This is a genomic window from Terriglobales bacterium (genome assembly GCA_035543055.1).
Taxonomy (GTDB): domain Bacteria; phylum Acidobacteriota; class Terriglobia; order Terriglobales; family Acidobacteriaceae; genus JAIQFD01.
The window spans coordinates 1-16,638 of record DATKKJ010000218.1; the positions used below are offsets into that span (position 1 = coordinate 1).

The 16,638-nt window shown below is 63.4% G+C and carries 16 protein-coding genes and 1 tRNA gene; 6 read left to right on the plus strand and 11 right to left on the minus strand.

Annotation, left to right across the window (positions count from 1 at the left end):
• The 7 genes from VMS96_14260 to VMS96_14290 all read right to left on the minus strand — a co-directional run.
• On the minus strand, window positions 1-1,361 hold a 1,361-nt coding region (locus VMS96_14260), incomplete at its 3' end, for a thiamine pyrophosphate-binding protein (protein HVP44591.1).
• Window positions 1,358-2,860 (minus strand): GMC family oxidoreductase, encoded by a 1,503-nt coding sequence (locus VMS96_14265; protein HVP44592.1) that lies wholly within the window; start codon window positions 2,858-2,860, stop codon window positions 1,358-1,360. The genes VMS96_14265 and VMS96_14260, both read right to left, overlap by 4 nt.
• Window positions 2,857-3,276 (minus strand): hypothetical protein, encoded by a 420-nt coding sequence (locus VMS96_14270; protein ID HVP44593.1) that lies wholly within the window; start codon window positions 3,274-3,276, stop codon window positions 2,857-2,859. The genes VMS96_14265 and VMS96_14270 overlap by 4 nt, the downstream gene beginning before the upstream one ends.
• Window positions 3,277-3,342: 66 nt before the next feature.
• Window positions 3,343-4,077, minus strand: a complete 735-nt coding sequence (locus tag VMS96_14275; protein ID HVP44594.1) for a DUF1223 domain-containing protein — start codon at window positions 4,075-4,077, stop codon at window positions 3,343-3,345.
• A gap of 564 nt (window positions 4,078-4,641) precedes the next feature.
• Window positions 4,642-4,718 (minus strand) — tRNA-Met (locus VMS96_14280).
• Between the two features lie 51 nt (window positions 4,719-4,769).
• Window positions 4,770-5,795 (minus strand): PAS domain S-box protein, encoded by a 1,026-nt coding sequence (locus tag VMS96_14285; GenBank protein ID HVP44595.1) that lies wholly within the window; start codon window positions 5,793-5,795, stop codon window positions 4,770-4,772.
• A gap of 234 nt (window positions 5,796-6,029) precedes the next feature.
• A complete protein-coding gene (locus tag VMS96_14290; GenBank protein HVP44596.1) occupies window positions 6,030-6,203 on the minus strand; it encodes a hypothetical protein in 174 nt (57 codons plus the stop codon).
• Between the two features lie 277 nt (window positions 6,204-6,480).
• Here VMS96_14290 and VMS96_14295 point away from each other — a divergent pair, with 277 nt between their 5' ends.
• Entirely contained in the window at window positions 6,481-7,206 is a 726-nt protein-coding gene (locus VMS96_14295) for a PhoU domain-containing protein (GenBank protein HVP44597.1), read from the plus strand.
• A 54-nt stretch (window positions 7,207-7,260) separates the two neighbouring features.
• On the opposite strand, the gene VMS96_14300 is transcribed toward VMS96_14295, so the two are convergent.
• The gene (locus tag VMS96_14300; protein ID HVP44598.1) at window positions 7,261-7,632 is read right to left on the minus strand and encodes an STAS domain-containing protein; all 372 of its coding nucleotides are present in this window, start codon (window positions 7,630-7,632) and stop codon (window positions 7,261-7,263) included.
• 197 nt (window positions 7,633-7,829) lie between these two features.
• Here VMS96_14300 and VMS96_14305 point away from each other — a divergent pair, with 197 nt between their 5' ends.
• A complete protein-coding gene (locus VMS96_14305; protein ID HVP44599.1) occupies window positions 7,830-9,437 on the plus strand; it encodes a cyclic nucleotide-binding domain-containing protein in 1,608 nt (535 codons plus the stop codon).
• A gap of 13 nt (window positions 9,438-9,450) precedes the next feature.
• Here VMS96_14305 and VMS96_14310 read toward each other — a convergent pair whose 3' ends face one another.
• Genes VMS96_14310 through VMS96_14320 form a run of 3 tightly spaced genes read right to left on the minus strand, consistent with a single transcriptional unit; the run spans window position 9,451 to window position 11,352 of the window.
• Window positions 9,451-9,936, minus strand: coding sequence for an NUDIX domain-containing protein (locus tag VMS96_14310; GenBank protein ID HVP44600.1), 486 nt, complete (start codon window positions 9,934-9,936; stop codon window positions 9,451-9,453).
• Window positions 9,937-9,956: 20 nt separating this feature from the next.
• On the minus strand, window positions 9,957-10,649 hold the full coding sequence (locus VMS96_14315) for a glycosyltransferase (GenBank protein HVP44601.1): 693 nt from the start codon (window positions 10,647-10,649) through the stop codon (window positions 9,957-9,959).
• Window positions 10,546-11,352 carry a UDP-2,3-diacylglucosamine diphosphatase gene (locus VMS96_14320; protein ID HVP44602.1) on the minus strand — a complete coding sequence of 269 codons (807 nt, stop codon included), beginning with the start codon at window positions 11,350-11,352 and terminating at the stop codon, window positions 10,546-10,548. Before VMS96_14320 ends, VMS96_14315 begins: the two co-directional genes overlap by 104 nt.
• 164 nt (window positions 11,353-11,516) lie before the next feature.
• On the opposite strand from VMS96_14320, the gene VMS96_14325 reads away from it, so the two are divergent.
• From VMS96_14325 to VMS96_14340, 4 genes are all read left to right on the plus strand, one after another.
• On the plus strand, window positions 11,517-12,503 hold the full coding sequence (locus VMS96_14325; GenBank protein HVP44603.1) for a diacylglycerol kinase family protein: 987 nt from the start codon (window positions 11,517-11,519) through the stop codon (window positions 12,501-12,503).
• 61 nt (window positions 12,504-12,564) lie between these two features.
• Window positions 12,565-13,641: a hypothetical protein gene (locus VMS96_14330; GenBank protein ID HVP44604.1), complete on the plus strand. Its 1,077-nt coding sequence runs from the start codon at window positions 12,565-12,567 to the stop codon at window positions 13,639-13,641.
• A 163-nt stretch (window positions 13,642-13,804) separates the two neighbouring features.
• Window positions 13,805-14,920: an efflux RND transporter periplasmic adaptor subunit gene (locus VMS96_14335; GenBank protein ID HVP44605.1), complete on the plus strand. Its 1,116-nt coding sequence runs from the start codon at window positions 13,805-13,807 to the stop codon at window positions 14,918-14,920.
• Window positions 14,920-16,638 (plus strand): efflux RND transporter permease subunit (locus VMS96_14340; GenBank protein ID HVP44606.1); only part of this gene is annotated, 1,719 nt, incomplete at its 3' end. The genes VMS96_14335 and VMS96_14340, both read left to right, overlap by 1 nt.

The window sequence follows — 16,638 nt, forward strand, 5'->3', positions numbered from 1 at the left end:
ACCTGCAATTGAGCCGCAGTGAGCAGCTCCAATCCGGTCATCAGGAACGCTCCGTCACCCGCGAGTGCGACCACTTGTTTCCCAGGACAGGCCAACGCAGCCCCGATGGCCGCGGGCACAGCATAACCCATGCAGGAATAATCGACCGGCGCGAGGAAGCAGCGCGGCTGCTCAAGGCGCAGGCATTCCATCGCCAGGAACGTGCCGTTGCCGCTGTCGGTCGTGTAGATGGTGTCCGGTCCGGTCACTCGCTGCAGCGTCTTCAGAAGGTGCGGCGGGGAAACGGGCCCCGCCCCCGGCGTGACTTCCCAGGCTCTCCAGACTTGGTCATGAGCGGCGGCGATCGACCGTCGTAAAGTGTCGTCCACGGCGCGCGCGGGCACGCACTGAAGAAGATCGGCAACGAACTGCCCTGCATCCGCCGTGACCGTCACTTCCGCCGGGTAGTTCTTCTGAAAGACTGACGGATCGACATCTACGTGGGCCAACGGCCCCGGAGGCTGCAGGCCGTAACTGCCGGTGCTGACCTCGGCGAAGCGGCACCCGATAGCCAGGGTGAGATCGCAGGAGGCAGCGATCTCGCGAAGCGCAGATGGCGCTGCCTCGCCGAAGCCGCACCACAACCAGAGTGGGTGCTTTTCAGGGAAGATCCCCTTCCCGGTGAAGGTCGTTGCGACAACGGCATTCAGGCGTTCCGCTAACTCGACCAGTGCGCGACCGGCGTTCCCGGCGCCCGCTCCAAGATAGAGCAGGGGGCGGCGACTGCGCGCGAGCAGATCGCATATATGGGCGAGGTCCTCAGCACGGGCGCCGACCGGCTTGGGCGATTCGTCACGAAACGCGAGTTCAGTGTCGTAGCGGAAGAGATATTGCTCAGCCGGGACTTCAACGATCACGGGGCCGGCAGGCGCTGCTCGGGCCACGCGGCAGGCGCGCCGGATCGTGGCGTACGTCTGGCTGGCATCGGTCAGGTGGAACTGGGCCTTTGTGACCGGACGCGCGATCGCGATCTGGTCGACAGCGTGGAGCTGATACGCCTTTCCGGTATCCTGGCGGATGCCGCACGCCAGCACAAGCATCGGGATTCCGTCGAGGTACGCCTCGGCGATGCCGGAAAGTGCGTGTGTCAAGCCGGCTCCGGGAACGACGTTGACCGCCGCCAGCTTTCCCGAAGCGCGCGCCACACCATCGGCCATGAACGAAGCGCTCTGCTCGTCCGTGACCAGGACCGGACGCACCTTAGTCGAGCGCGCCAGGGCATCGTAGAGCTCGATGTTGTGAGTTCCGGGAATGCCGAATGCGAATGGGACCCCTTCATCTTCCAGCGCGCGGGCGACGATGTCGCTTCCATTCATCTTCATAGCAGGTTCGGAGCGTTCTCCCAGACATGTTCGGCGACGCGGTCCGCCAGAGCCATGATCGTCAGGTAAGGATTGATCTCGATGGAATTGGGAAAGAGGCTGGAGTCGGCGACATAAAGCCACGGGACCCCGTGTACGCGACCATATCCGTCGGTCACTGAGTCTTGAGCGGCCCTTCCCATGCCGCAGCCGCCCTGCAGGTGCGCTGCCGAGACCGGAACTTTCCCTGGCTTGAAGCCGTTGCCGTCTGCCAGGCTCCCCAAGGCGTCCATGTCTTCGGCCGCGACTGTCATCCTTCCTATGGGCATGTGGACCCGTCGGGCGCCGGCAGCGAAGAAGATCCTTGCGGATGTGACCGCGCCACGACAAAGCCCGCGAACGACTTCAGGGGTGAAACTGTAATGGACTACGGGTCTCCCCTGCGAATCGATCGTGATGCGGTTGTGAGGCATCGCCTGGTCGCATGCCAGCACCAGGATCATCTGCAGGCGAGGAAAAGCCTTCATGAAATGGCTGTGCTCTTCTCCGAAGCCGGCCATCGCCTTGGCCGTGACGACGGGAAAGTACATGCAAGTCTCGAGCAGGAAGCGGTCGGTCTCCGCGAACTGATCGAGGTAGAAGCTCTTGGGGTGACCGACGAAGTTGGTGATGGGCTGGGGATGCTCGCCCACCATGATGAAGGCGGGATGACAAGTGAACCCGTGGCCCAGCCTGGGCAGCTTCCGGTCGAAACCGGAGCGCATCAGGAGTGCGGGGGTGTTGACCGCGCCGCCACAGACGATGATCAGCTTGGCGGAGATCTCATAGTCGCCGGGCTCCCATGGCGAGGGCTCGCCCTTTGCTCCAGGCGCCTTCGCAGAGACCCGCACCGACAGATTCCGGTCGCCGATCCGCAGCACCTCGCAGCGGGTAATCACCGCAACGCCGTTCCTCTCGGCATCAGGCAGTTGGACCCGGTGGGTCCCAAGTTTGGCCTGATTGGGGCAGCCGAGATTGCAGAGGCTGGAACCGCGGCAGCCACGCACATTGACCGGAAACTGCTTCACATCGTAGTTCAGTCGGCGGCACCCCTCGGCGAAGAGACGATTGTTGGTGTTGATCGCGCTCTCTTCGAGGAGATGCACGTTATTGGCCGCCATGAATTTCCGTACCCGCGGCTCGAGGTCCTCCAGGCTGATGCCGGGAACGTTCCAGCGCCGCAGGATGCGATCGGGAGGAGGAAGGGAAGTGCCGGTATAGACCACGGTGGATCCGCCATAGGCCGAGCCGAAGGCCAGCGTCATCGTGCGCTCCGCGGTCATGAATCCACCGCCATCTTCGTAAAGCGCCTGGGACATCTCGAGCTCATTGCCGGTGAACTCTTCGAGAGCGAGTTTCGGCCCCTTCTCGAGCACGGCGATGCGCGCGCCCTTACGACACAGCCCTGACAACTCCTGCGCCACCGTGCCTCCGCCGGCGCCCGAGCCGACAATCACGATGTCGAAGCTGAGGCGATTCAACGGAAAGCCTCCCATCCACGCGCATCAGGCCGGTACCCGATCGCGATGGCGGCTTCCCGCCGGCCGTAGTAGCCGAGGAAGGCGAGCGTTCGCAGCCCCCAGAACCCTGCCCGGATGAGCTGTACGGGGTGGTCCTGCAGGTATCCAAGAATGCGCAGGCGGCGCGACCGATCAAGCGACGTGAACCTGCGGCCGTAGCGGAGGACCGATACCCACTCGATGAGGTGGAGAAAAAGGCGAAGCTGGCGGATCTCACCCCGCGACCGGCGTTGCAGCGCCTCGCTGACCAGTCGCTCGGTCGACTCCCGTTGCTCCGGATCGAGGGCTTCTGTTTCGGGCAGCACGGTCCGCGTGACCGAGCGGAAAATGGCGCACGCGGAACGGAGCTGCTGCGCCAGCTGGGGCGTCTCTTGCATTGGGCACAGGGTACCGCGCCCGAGCCCGAATCGGGACAGATTTTCCAATGGCGTGGCCGGGGACCGTCACCGGAGATTCAGGGCGGCAGCGCCGACGATCGCTCCAGACGCGGGATCCTGGGCCAGCACTAGAACCCTCAAGTTAGACCTCGCCCACCCAGGATTGAGCTGGAGCCCCTCACTTGCGGCAAAAGCCATGCCGTTGAGCATGCCAATCTGGCGCAGGGATCGGACGACCGCCTGGTGGGTCAACCGGCGGCCTCCATTCTCGCCCGCGCGAACCTCGGTGGTCAGGTTGTCTTCGGTGATCGCCAGCAGGACAACAGCCGAGCTGGTGCCGTTCTGTTTGACCGCAATGTTCAAGACATCGCCCTTTAGCTCCAGCGTGACTTCGACCGATTTCTTCGACCGGCTGGCTGCGACGATGACCTCCCGCGCTTTCGCCTGGTCGTTTCCCACAAATTGCCGGCGGCCATCGATGACCATCTGCGGCGTGTACACGGAACCCAGGCCGAAGTGGCGGGCGTAATCTTCCTGGCGCGCGCTGTACTGGTGCGCGGAGAAGCGGTCCTTCCAGCCGAGCTCGTTCCAATAGTCCACGTGCTCACCGAGCGCGATGATCTCGACGCTGTCGGAGCGGTCGCGGGCAAGGGAAGCCAGCAGCGCGTCGGCAGGGGGGCAGCTGGAGCATCCCTCCGAGGTGAACAGCTCCACGACTACGGGGACCCTTTCAGCGGCGCTCAGTTCACCACCAGTTGAGACGATCGCGGCGACAACAAGAAAAAACAGAATCTGCTTCATCCCTTGGACTCCATGCCGCTCGCTGGTCGGGTGATTGGGTAAGTGACAGCGAGGCCGAGGCAGCGTCCTCCCTTGGCTACTGTGTGTTGGATTCTTCAGCGCGCACTAAGTTTCAGGGCAAACCCTCCAGCCCCTGGGATGTTGAGCCGGATCCGATACAGGCCGGCCCTGGCAGCCAGGTAAAGCGTTCGCCGGTCGGCGTCGCCCCACGCGAGGTTGTGTGGCCGTTCGAACGCACCGATGGTGTGCACGAATCGGCTCGGATTCCGCACTACGCAGGATGACCTTGATCTGCCGGTGAGGCTGAATGCCGCCGGGAGGTCTGCTTAACGCTCGCCGGGACTCTGTCTGACTAACCTCCCCGGACGACCGGCGCGTGACCGGACATAAAGCCCTGGCCACACGTGCTGGATATGAAGATGAGGGTGCTGCGCCCCGGGATTCAGGAACCGTGGAATACTTGCTGTTCGGGTCCGGGGAGAGCCCTGCGAGCTGGTTTGGGGAAAAGTTTGGGGAAATGCTACGGGCGCCCTCTGGCGGGCGCCCGTAAGTGTGTGACTCGATTGGTTGCGGGGGGTGGATTTGAACCACCGACCTTTGGGTTATGAGCCCAACGAGCTACCAGACTGCTCCACCCCGCAGGTCAATAGTAGCGGATGCGGTGGAGCCGGTCAAACCAGGCGCTCTTGCAATCAAGTGGGAAGCTTGGCCTGGGGGATGGCCGGATAGTGCTTCTGCACGCAGTCGGGGCAGATCCCGTGGGTGAATGAAGCCTCGGAGTGGTCCTGGATGTAGGCCTCCAGCACGTGCCACACGCCTTGGTCGTCCCGGATCTTCTTGCAGTAGGCACAGGTCGCCAGCATCCCGGTGAGCAGCTTCACCTTTTCCAGGGTGTTCTGAAGAGTGGCGATCAGCCGCTCGCGTTCCTGCAGCAGGCGCTTGAGCGGAGTGATGTCCGAGCAGGCGCAGGTGATCCCGACCGTCGCCCCGGCGCTGTTGCGCAGCGGCTCCACCGTCAGGTCAAAGTAGCGCTCTTCGCCCCGGGCCGTGATGCTGATCTCCTCCCGCGCGCCCGCCCCGCGGTCCAGCACGCCCTGCTTGATCCAGCTGATCCGGGCGCCTTCCTCGCCGCCGATGATCTCGGCATCGCTGCGCCCGATGCACTCCTCGTCCGCCCAAGGCAGCGTGGGAGTATTGATCCAGGTGTAGCGCAGGTCGCGGTCCTGGTGGAAGACCACGGTAGGCGAATTCTTGAGCGCGACCCGGAAGCGCTCCTCGCTCTTGCGCAGCGCTACCTCCGCCCGGTGACGCTCGGTGATGTCGTGCGCCATGCCGCGCACCACCGGCGTGGGGCCGTCGGTGCGCAGGGTGTTGTGGTACTCCCAGACCCGGCGCTCGCCCGACCGCGTCTGCAGTACCATCACTCCGGCATCGGCCCCGTTCTCCTGGATCCGCTTCAGGTAGTCGTCGAACTGGTCGCGAAACTCCGGGGCCAGGAACCCCCGCATGGGCCGCGCCAGCAACTCCTCGACCTCATAGCCCAGCAGGCGGGCGGGAAGGGGATTCATGGAGAGCAATCTTCCCGTCAGATCGTGAGTGCAGATCAGGTCCTGGCTGTGCTCCACCAGGTCGCGGAACAGGTCTCCGCCTGATGGCTCCGCCCGACGGTTGATCTCGTTGACTTTACCCGGCTCGTCGACTTTGTGCTTGCCAGTCATAGGGTTAGGCGGGAGAGGCGAAAGTATATCTTGAGGTCAAAAAATGGCAAGTCGCGAAGACACATCAACAAGAAGAGAGGCGCCTGAGGTGAGGGCGCCTCCTGGGTTGCGTGACAGAATAGATTGCACCCCACCCTAGAGCGCTTGGGTGAAGGCAGTGTTACACACACTTGAAAGTTCTGTGAATCGGGAAACCATCCCCGCTTCGTCCGTGAACCGTCAAAGTCCGCGCCACTAGTGCTGGCGGAAGAAGTTCGGCACCGCCCGACCCGCACAGAGGATGAAGTCGTATTTTCTCAGTGCCTCGACATCGTGGGTCTCCGCCAGATGGAAGAGCTGCTCGACAAGGCGTTCCACCTCGTCCTGGGACATGTTCTTGGTGGCGGCCCAGAACTTGGGGGGGTTCAACCAGATCCGTTCTTCTGTTCTCGATGTATTCATGAGTAGGTCCCTAAAACGGCACAGGTGAGTTAAGGGTGGACGCAATTCGAACCGCGCTCATTCTACCCAAACAAGCGGGTGATTGCTGTGACGGCCCGGTAAATTAACAGTCCTTTAACAATCGGTTCAGGCCACGGCCTGCACCATCGATTGTGCAGTTTGCTGCGGAACCGCAGCGGCCCGTGGATCGTGATTTAATGGTCCTTTAACCGGTCTGTAACCCGACGCGGGATAGGCTGCGGTCATGCGGCGTTCTCCGATGGCGCGTGCCGAGCGGGAAGACCAAAACCCGCGTCCGGCCCGGGTGCACTCCCCCTCGGAACTCACCGACCTGGTCCTTCATGCCTGCCTGGTCACCAAGGACGCCGTGTTCAACGTCAGCAGCCTGCTGGCCAACGGTTCCGGGATGGCGGTCCTGGCGGTGAAAGACTGCGAATACGACCTCGACCGCTGCGAACGGTTCATCGACGAGCACATCCCGGTGGCCATCACCCAGGTGAATGAGGCGCAGGCTCGGCAGTTGCTGACTTGCCTGAAGTTCATCACCGATCTGGAGCGTATCGGCGACCTGATGCAATGGGTGGCGCAGGCCGCGCAGCGTTGCCACCCCAGGCTCAGCAAGCGGGACGTGTCCCCGCTGCTGCAGATGGCACAAGCCCTGGAGAAGATGCTCCAGTCTGTCCATACCGCCTTCGTCAGTCGCGACGCGGCGCTGGCGGAATCTGTGATCAAAGCCGACAAGACTATTGACGAGGTGCGGCACACCCTCTTCCGCAAGTGCCTCCATCAGGATGCTCGCAGCAATCCTTCGCGCGTCATCAGCCTGCTACTGATGGGGCAGGCCATCGAGAGGGCGGGCGACCACGCCAAGAACCTGGGCGAAGAGCTCGTGCACTTGTTCGAGGGGCGCAGCCTGCGCCACGTCTCCGCAGGGCCCACCGGACGCGGCCGCAACTTGAGTGAATTGTGACCCGTAACGAGGTCGGACCGGTGCCGGGATCCGGCACGTTCCGCGATGTCCCGTCTATCCCTCTACCGCCTGACTCGAATCCTCGAGGGCCTGCTCCGCCGCGGGAATACTGGGATGGAAACTGAAGAATTGGTCCACCCGGGTGAGCTTGAAGACGTTCATCACCCGCTCGCTGACCCCGACCAGGGCCAGCTTTCGTCCGTCTTTTTGGCGGGAAACGTAGGCGCCCAGCACCGAGCCCAGCCCGGCGGAGTCCACGTAGGGTACTTCCGAAAAGTCCAGGATGAGCCCGGTCGACTTGTCGGACCGAACCAACTCTTGGAAGCCGAATAAGGTGGCAATGGTCAGGGGCCCGCTTAGCCGGACGATCTTTTGCCCGTCTCGTGTTCCCAACGATGTGCGTATCTGCAGTTGATCGGCCGGCATCGCCGCGTATTCTAATCGGCCAGTCCGGACGGATTATTAACAGAAGATAAATTCGCACCCCGGGCGACCGTTCCGCTCCCCGGGAGTTCCCGCTGATCTTCCGTTCCGCATGGTTTATCTTCAAAAAAAAGCTGGGGCAAGAGAAAAGCCTAACGGGAAGCCTGCTGATTTGATATAACCCCTGATAAATCACGAACATGGCAGCGCTCATTCCATCAGCGTCGTGGATCCTGGCCGGGCCGGTCGACCTCGGGGACGTATGGCGGGGTGTTGCAGCGGTCAACCAGCAACTCGACCTCCTTAGGGTGGCCCTCGCCTTTCTCGTGATCGCAGCCGTGGTGGCTCGCGCCGCGCCCCAGGAGCGCGGGTCGGTGCGCACTGCCTTGCGGCTCTTCTTTACTGGAGTGGTCCTGCTGCTCGCCCCGGCGGCGCTCGACCTGCTGGAACTTGGCAAGCTCTCCCGCTTCTCGCACTGGATCGGGTTGGCGATCGGCGGGATTGCCATCGTCAGCCTGGCCAGCCTGTTCGTTTTTGACGTCCTGCTTAAGATCAGTCACCTCACCGTTCCCAGGATCCTCCGCGACCTTCTCGTCGGGATCGCCTACGTCGCCGTCCTGTTCACCCTGCTCTCCCGGGCCGGGATCAGCCTGGGCCAGCTGATCACCACCTCCGCCATCCTCACCGCCGTGATCGGCTTGTCGATGCAGGACACGCTGGGCAATATCATGGCCGGTGTCGCTCTCCAGCTGGAGAAGACCATCGCGGTGGGCGACTGGGTGAAGATCGATCAGACGGTCGGCCGCATCACCGAGATCCGCTGGCGCCATACCTCCATCGAGACCCGCAACTGGGACACCGTCATTGTGCCCAACACCCAGCTCATCAAGAGCCAGGTCACGATCCTGGGCCGCCGGACGTCGCAGCCGCTGCAGCACCGCCAGTGGGTCTATTTCAACGTCGATTTTCGTTATTCTCCGACGGAGGTCATCCACGCGGTCACTGAGGCTCTCACCGCCGAGCCCATCGAGAACGTCTCCCCCACCCCGAAACCGAACTGCATCCTCTACGACATCAAGGAAAGCTTCTGCTACTACGCGGTGCGCTATTGGCTCACCAATCTCGCGGTGGACGATCCCACCGACTCCCGCATGCGCACCATCGTTTACTTCGCTCTCAAGCGGGCCAATATTCCCATGTCCATCCCGGCGCATAAGTTGTTCATGACCGAGGAATCGGAGGCTCACGAGGAGCTCAGCCGCCAGAAGGATGCCGCTCGCCGCATGGAGTCGCTGGCCAACGTCGACCTGTTCGATACCCTCTCCATCGAGGAGCGCCGTAAGCTGGCCGAGCGCCTCTACTTTGCTCCCTTCACCGCCGGCGAGACCATCACCCGCCAGGGCGCGGAAGCGCATTGGCTGTACATCTTGACCAAGGGTACCGCCGAGGTGGTCGTCACCGAAGGTGATGTCCGCCAAACAGTGAACACGCTAAAGGCCGGGGACTTCTTCGGCGAGATGTCCTTGATGACCGGCGCCAAGCGCTCCTCGACTGTCACCGCGCTGGAAGACACCCACTGCTACCGCCTCGACAAGGCGGGGTTCCAGGAGATCATCCAGCGCCGGCCCGAGATCGCCGCCCACGTTTCGAAGGTCATGGCCGAGCGCCTGGTCGGCCTGGAGGCCGCCCGCAGCCAGTTGGCGGAGGAGATCCGCAAAAAGAGGTTGCACGAGTTGGAGGGTGACATCTTCTCGCGCATCCTGAATTTCTTCGGGATCGACAGGGAAGCAGGATCGCAAGGCGTGTAGTCAGACGGCTGGATCAGCGGCGCCGAACCGTCGCCCGTTCCGGGCTCGTGCCCGCGCTGATCGTCCTTACCGCCGTGTCGATCACCGATGCCAGCTCAGCGGCAGATTCGGGATCGCGCCCTTCGGCGATGGCACGCCGCGCCGCCTGTGGTCTGAACCAGGTCGGCTCCCGATGCTCTTCTTCCGGCTCCTCGGTGCGGTGCACTTCCAGCAGGTATGCCTCGACGAACACCACGCCATCTTCCGACGACTTCCAATACTTGAAGGTGTGGAAGCACTGGGTCGCGATTGTCCCCATCGCCCCCGCCTCTTCCGAGGCCTCGCGCGACGCCGCCTCGCTGCGGGAGAGCGAGTCATCGATGTTCCCCTTGGGGAAAATCCAGCGCCCGCTGGACGTCCGCACCAGCAGGAATTCCATGTCTGCGCGTCCACGGCGATAGCAGACCGCCGCCACCTGCACCGTGATCGGCATGAGCGCGATAGGACTTGTCGGCCGCATGTTTCTCTGCAAGTTCACCCTCAAACCTCCCAATACCGCTGGTCGCGAAGGAAATGTTTCTCGTTCCACGTATTCATCGCGGTCCACAGGAACAGCCGGACCATCTTGAAGTGCCCCATCTTCTGGAAACGCCGGTTGGTGGTGTAGGCGCCGCCGCCGATCACGGCGAACCGTCCCACCGCCACCTTCTTGCTCAGCAGGTAGTCCTCGGCGAACAGGGCCTGCTCGTGGAACCCGCCCAGCTCCCAGAACCGCTTCCGGTCGAACAGCATGAACATGCCGGTGCTGAACGGGCTGCCGAACTGCGAGAACCACTGGAAGATGTTGTTACCGAGATACAGCGCCTGGTCGAGGGCGGTCCCGCCTTCGCACCAGATGTTGGTGGTCAGGCAGTGGAGCTGGCGGTCGCGCATCCGTTCCATGGCGCGCGCCATGAGCGTGGGATCGTGGAACTCCATGTCGGCGTCGATGAACAGCACGTAGGGCCCGTCCGCCAGCCGCGCCCCCGCATTGCGCCCCACCGACGGCAGGCCGCCGGGGATCACCTCCAGGTCCAGGCGGTCGCGGAAGGTCATGGCCAGCTGCGGGGTGCCATCGGTCGATCCCGCGTCAGCAACGAAGACTTGCGCTTTCCGGTTCTGCAAGTAGGTCTGCTTCGTCAGCGAAGTCAGCAACTTCGGCAGCAACCTCGCTTCGTTCTTGGCGGGGATCACGATCGTCAGTTCCGGCATAGCGTTGGATCTCCACTCCTTGTTCGCCGACGGTGATGTACGTCGGCTGCGCTCCCACCCAGGAACCTGCGTTGTAATAATGGATGCCATCCCGCTCCATCTCCATGGCGGCGTGGGTGTGGCCACAGAAGATGCGCTCCACGCCCCTGCGCCGGGCGTACTCCAGCGCCCCGCTCGAGACCTTGGGCGACATCCGCAGCCAGCGCGTGTTCAGCCGGTCCAGAAACCGGCTGAATCCTTTCTTGCCCGGGTCCAGCTTCTGCAATTGCAGGTACAAGAGCCCTCCGAACTGGCTGAGCGCGAGGTTGTGGACCGTGAACTGGTCGAACTGGTGGCCGTGGATGGCCAGGTGCCGTACGCCGGCATAAGTCCACGCATACTCCTGGTACACGCGCACCCCGACCAGGTGCGACATCAGCGTCGAGAGCCCTTGGTCATGGTTGCCTTCCACCCACACCACTTCGATGTTGCGCTTGGGATTCGACAGCTTCCGGATCTGCGACAGGAACCGCCAATGGTCCTTCTTCAGGCGGGAGAAGTTCAGGTCGGCGAAGATATCGCCCAGCAGGATCAGCCGGCGGAAGGAACAGGCCCTCAACAGGCGCTGCGCCTCGCGCGCGCGACTGACCTCCGAACCCAGGTGCAGGTCGCTGATGATCAAGGTATCGGCTGGCATCGCCTGCATGCACCAGATTATGTGCAATCGGGATTGCACCCCGGTAAATGCATTATTAATATTTGGTAACTATTGAGCCGCGGAACCATGTAACCCAACCGTTACTGGCGGGGAGCGAGACCGGCGGTTTTAACCGCCCCCGCAGCCGGGGATTGCGTAGACTGCGCATGGTCATGCAAACTGCCCTCGTCGTCTTTAATCCCATCGCCGGCATGCGCTGGCGTCGTCGCGACAGCGAACTGCACGCGCTGCTCGCCGCTTTGACCCGGGCGGGGGTGAAGACCCTGACCACCACCACCCGCGGCCCTCATCAACCGCCGGCCGAACTGTTCGATGGGTTGGATGAGTTTGATACCGTGCTCGCGGTCGGCGGCGATGGAACGGTGAACGAAGTCTTGCAGGCCATGATGGTCAATGGGCAAGATGCCGCCTTGGGCGTGGTCCCCTTCGGCTCGGGGAATCTCCTTGCCAAGGACCTTGGCTTCCACCGCAAGGTGGAAGACCTGGTCGAGGCCCTGACCGACTCCACCCCCCAGCCCTGCCCGGTGGGATGCATCGAGCAGCCCGGGACCGGCGCCAGACGCTACTGGCTGGCGGCCGCCGGCGTTGGCGCCGACGCCCGCGTCATCTGCGCCCTCAGCCCATCGGCCAAGGCCCGTTTTGGCATCGCCGCCTATTACGCCGAGTCCACCCGCCAGCTCCTGTTCTCGGCAGAGCCGTTCCCCTTGTTCGCGGTGGACTTCCAGGACCTCGCGGGCGGCAGGGCCCGCACCGAGGTCGTCGCCCAGGTGGTCGCCGAGAGGATCGGTTATTTCGGCGACTTCCTCGAAGCTCCCGATGCGCCCCCCTTGCCCCCCGACCAGTTCCGGGTCGTGCTCTTCAAGACGGCGCGCCGCTCGACTTTCTTGCATTACGGCCTTCGGCTGCTGGCGTCGCAGGCGCGCGGTCATGCCGCCTACACCAGTCTGAAGGACGTCGAGGTCGTAAGGACTCGTGAGGTCTTTTGCCATCGCGCCGATCCCGCGGGCGTGGCCACCCAGCTTGTCTTCGGCAGCCAGAAGAGTCTGGCGGAGGTCGATGGCGAACTGTTCGGCGAACTTCCAGTGCGGCTGTCCCTGGTGCCGCGCCAGGTCCGGATCCTCCGGCCGCCGCCGAAGTGAAAAGCCCGCAAATCCCCGGCGCACGCGAGTAACATTTCCACGGGAACGCGAGTGTTCATCCATGGCCGACGCGACTCTTACCGGCGCCGTGCTCTCTCTCACTCTCTTCGACGTCTGCGAAGAGATCGATCTGGAGCGACTGGGCGCGATTCTCAGCGCTCCCCGGGTAGAGACCGCGTTCAAGCACTCCGCGCCGGAATATGTCCGCTTCGAGAGACCTCCGGTCCTGGAGCATGTGGGCGATGTGCTGCTCACGACCGGCGATCGCGTACACGCCGACCTGAAGTACTACGATTACGGCGTGGTGAGCGTGACCCTGGAGCGCCCCTTCAGCGGGTCGTGGGAAGATCTGCTCAACCTGGCCAAGGATTGGATCTGGAGCCCCACGTTCGAGACTGACGCCACCGCTCTGGTCCGCGAGCGTCTGCGGCGGGCCGCTCCCGCCATGGTGAAGCCGTATCAGCGATTGCTCACCGAAGACTATTTCATCTTCCATGTTTCCGATATCGAAGGGCAGCCCACCGCGGAAGAGCTGGTGGACCAATGCGGCGAGATGATGGCGCGCATCGTCCGCGGCGAACCGCGTCCTCTCTCGAAGGCGGAGGTCGGCGAGATCCTGCAGTCCACCATTTCTTACTATCCCAACGACCTGGCCGTCATCGGCTGGAACGCGGCGTTCGTCTACGACGCGGCCGCCAACGGGACCATTCAGCTCCTCGAATACGCCAACTCCCAGCTCCTGGAATTCCGCCACTACGACGAGCTCCTGACCCAGGAACTGCAGCGCGTCTACCACTCGCTGGAACAGGGAACCGGGGTCATCCACCGCTGGAAGATGGCGCGCGAGGCATCGCGCCTGAACACCGTCCGCCTGGACGTGACGGAGATCGCGGAACGCGCCGACAACGCCATTAAGTTCCTCAGCGATATGTTCGCGGCACGCCTCTATCGCCTGGCCGCGGCCAAGGTCGGCGTCCCCGATTACAAGAGTCTGGTCAACAGCAAGCTGCGGACGGGGGAGGAACTGTACCGCTTCATGGTGGACGAGTTCCACCAAGGCCGGGCTTTCGTCCTGGAGCTGATCGTGGTCATCATCTTGGTTGTCGAGCTGGTCGCCCTCTTCCTTGGCAAGATGTGAGCGCCCCACTTTCCAGTTAGCCCCGACCCCGCTCACCCGGAAGTTTTCGAATCCTTTTCCCAGTTCGGGAAATCTGAGAACTGAACCCGATGAACGCGCAGCTTCTCCGGCTGCGTGTTTGTCGGGTTGCTCACTAGCGATAGAGGTTTCCATGGCAAGGCGGATGATCTTAATGCTGTCGGTTGCGGCCCTGGTCATTACCGGCCTCGGTTTTGTGAAGTTTCGTCAGGTGAAAGCGGCGGTTGCGGAACACGCTGCCTTCCAGCCTCCCCCAGAGGCAGTCACGACCATCGCTGCCCGCCAGGACGAATGGCCGGCCACCCTGAGCGCCATCGGGAGCGTGGTCGCGGTCCGTGGAGTCACGGTCAGTGCCGACCTGCCCGGCATCGTGGAGCGCATCTCGTTCGATTCTGGAAACGCGGTCAAGGAAGGCGCCGTCCTGGTGCAGCTCGACACCAAGCAGGAGCGCGCCCAATTGGCCGACGCCGAAGCCCAGCGTGATCTTGCCCGCGCCAACTATGCCCGCGCGCAGGAACTGGTGAAGGCAGGCGTCATTTCGCGGGTGGAGTACGATCGCGCTACCGCCGACCAGCGGCAGACCGACGCCAAAGTCGCCGAGATCCGCGCCATCATCGAGCGCAAGACCATCCGCGCCCCGTTTTCCGGCATCCTCGGCCTCCGCCAGGTGAACCTGGGCCAGTACCTTTCCGGGGGCAGCCCGGTGGTGCCGCTGCAGTCGCTCGATCCCATCTATGTGAACTTTTCCGTGCCCCAGCAGGCCGTGGGACAGCTCCGCGTGGGCCAGGTCCTGCGGGTCACCACCAATGACGACGCCAGGCTGGAATTCAGCGGCCGGGTCACCGCCGTGGACTCCGTGGTGGACGCCGCCACCCGCAATGTCCAGGTCCAGGCGACCCTGGCCAATCCCCAGGGCAAACTGCGTCCCGGCATGTTCGTGCAGACCACGCTCGCCCTGGGCGGCAGCGACACCGTCATCACCCTTCCCACCTCGTCCATCAGCTACGCCCCGTATGGCGACTCGGTCTTCGTCGTGACCGATCTGAAGGGCCCGAACGGGCAGAGCTACCGCGGCGTGCGCCAGACGTTCGTGAAGCTCGGAGCGCAGCGCGGTGACCGGGTTGCCGTTCTTTCCGGCGTGAACCAGGGGGAAGAGATCGTGACCTCGGGCACCTTCAAGCTGCGCAATGGCGCGGCCGTCCAGGCCAACAATAATGTCCAGCCCGGCAATAGCCTGTCCCCCAAGGTCGAGGAGCGCTGATGAAGTTGACCGATTTGTTCATCCGGCGCCCGGTCCTCGCCATTGTGGTCAACCTGGTCATCCTCATCGCCGGGTTGCAGTCCATCCGTTCGCTCAGCGTGCGCCAGTATCCACGCAGCGACATCGCCATCGTGCGCGTTTCCACCACCTACGTCGGCGCCAACGCCAATCTGGTGCGCGGCTTCATCACCACTCCGCTGGAGCGGGTCATCGCCAGCGCCGACGGCATCGACTACATCGAATCGTCGAGCGCGCAAGGCATCAGCACCATCACCGTCCACCTGAAGCTGAACTACGACACCAACGCCGCCCTCACCCAGATCCAGGCCAAGGTGGCGCAGGTGCGCAACGATCTTCCCCCCGAGGCCGAGGCCCCGGTCATCGAGCTGGAGACCGCCGACAACCAGTTCGCCGCCGTGTATCTCGGTTTCTCCTCTGACTCCCTGGACCAGAACCAGATCAGCGATTACCTGCTGCGCACCGTCCAGCCCAAGCTGAGCGCCATCAGCGGCGTGCAGCGCGCCGAGATCCTGGGCGACCGCACCTTCGCCATGCGCATCTGGCTGAAGCCGGAGAAGATGGCCGCCCTGGGCATTGCGCCCTCCCAGGTGCGGGACGCCCTGGCCAAGAACAATTACCTGGCCGCTCTGGGCAGCACCAAGGGCTCGATGGTATCGGTCAACCTGGTCGCCAACACCGACCTGCGGACCGCGGAGGAGTTCCGCCAGCTGGTGGTCAAGGAGGACAAGGGCGTCATCGTGCGCCTGGGTGAGATCTCCGACGTCGCCCTCGGCGCCGAGAACTACGATTCCGACGTCCGCTTCAACGGACAGGGCTCCATCTTCATGGGCGTGTGGGTCCTGCCCACCTCTAACTCGCTCGAAGTCATCGCCAAGGTGCGCGAGGCCATGAAAGAGGTCCAGGCCCAGCTCCCCGTGGGCATGAAGGCGGGCATCCCCTACGACTCCACCGAATACATCCAGAACGCCATCAACGAAGTCTTCCATACCCTGACCGAGACCCTGCTCATCGTCATCGTCGTCATCTTCCTGTTCCTGGGCTCGTTTCGCTCGGTGATCATTCCCGCGGTGGCCATCCCCATTTCTCTCATCGGCGCCGTCTTCCTGATGCTGGCGGCGGGCTTCACCATCAATCTGCTGACGCTCCTGGCCATCGTGCTTTCCGTCGGCCTGGTGGTGGACGACGCCATCGTCATGGTGGAGAACGTGGAGCGCCACCTGCAGCTGGGGGCGCGCCCCTTGGAAGCGGCCCTCGCCGCCGCCCGCGAGCTGGTCGGACCCATCATCGCCATGACCATCACTCTGGCCGCGGTGTACGCCCCCATCGGCCTGCAGGGCGGCCTGACCGGGTCGCTGTTCCGCGAGTTCGCCTTCACCCTCGCCGGCGCGGTCATCGTCTCCGGCGTGGTGGCGCTCACCCTGTCTCCCATGATGGGGTCGCGCTTGTTGCGCACCGGCGATGCCGAGCGCGGATTCGCCGGCTGGATCAACCGCCGCTTCGACTCCGTCCGCCGCAAGTACACCGACGTGCTTACCGGGACGCTTCAGTACCGCCCCGTGGTGCTGGTGCTGTGGGCCATCGTGGCTGCTCTCATGGTCCCGTTCTACATGCTTTCCCAGAAGGAGCTCGCGCCCAGGGAAGACCAGAGCGTGGTCTTCGGCGTGGTTCAGGCCGCGCCCAACTCCACGCTCGACCAG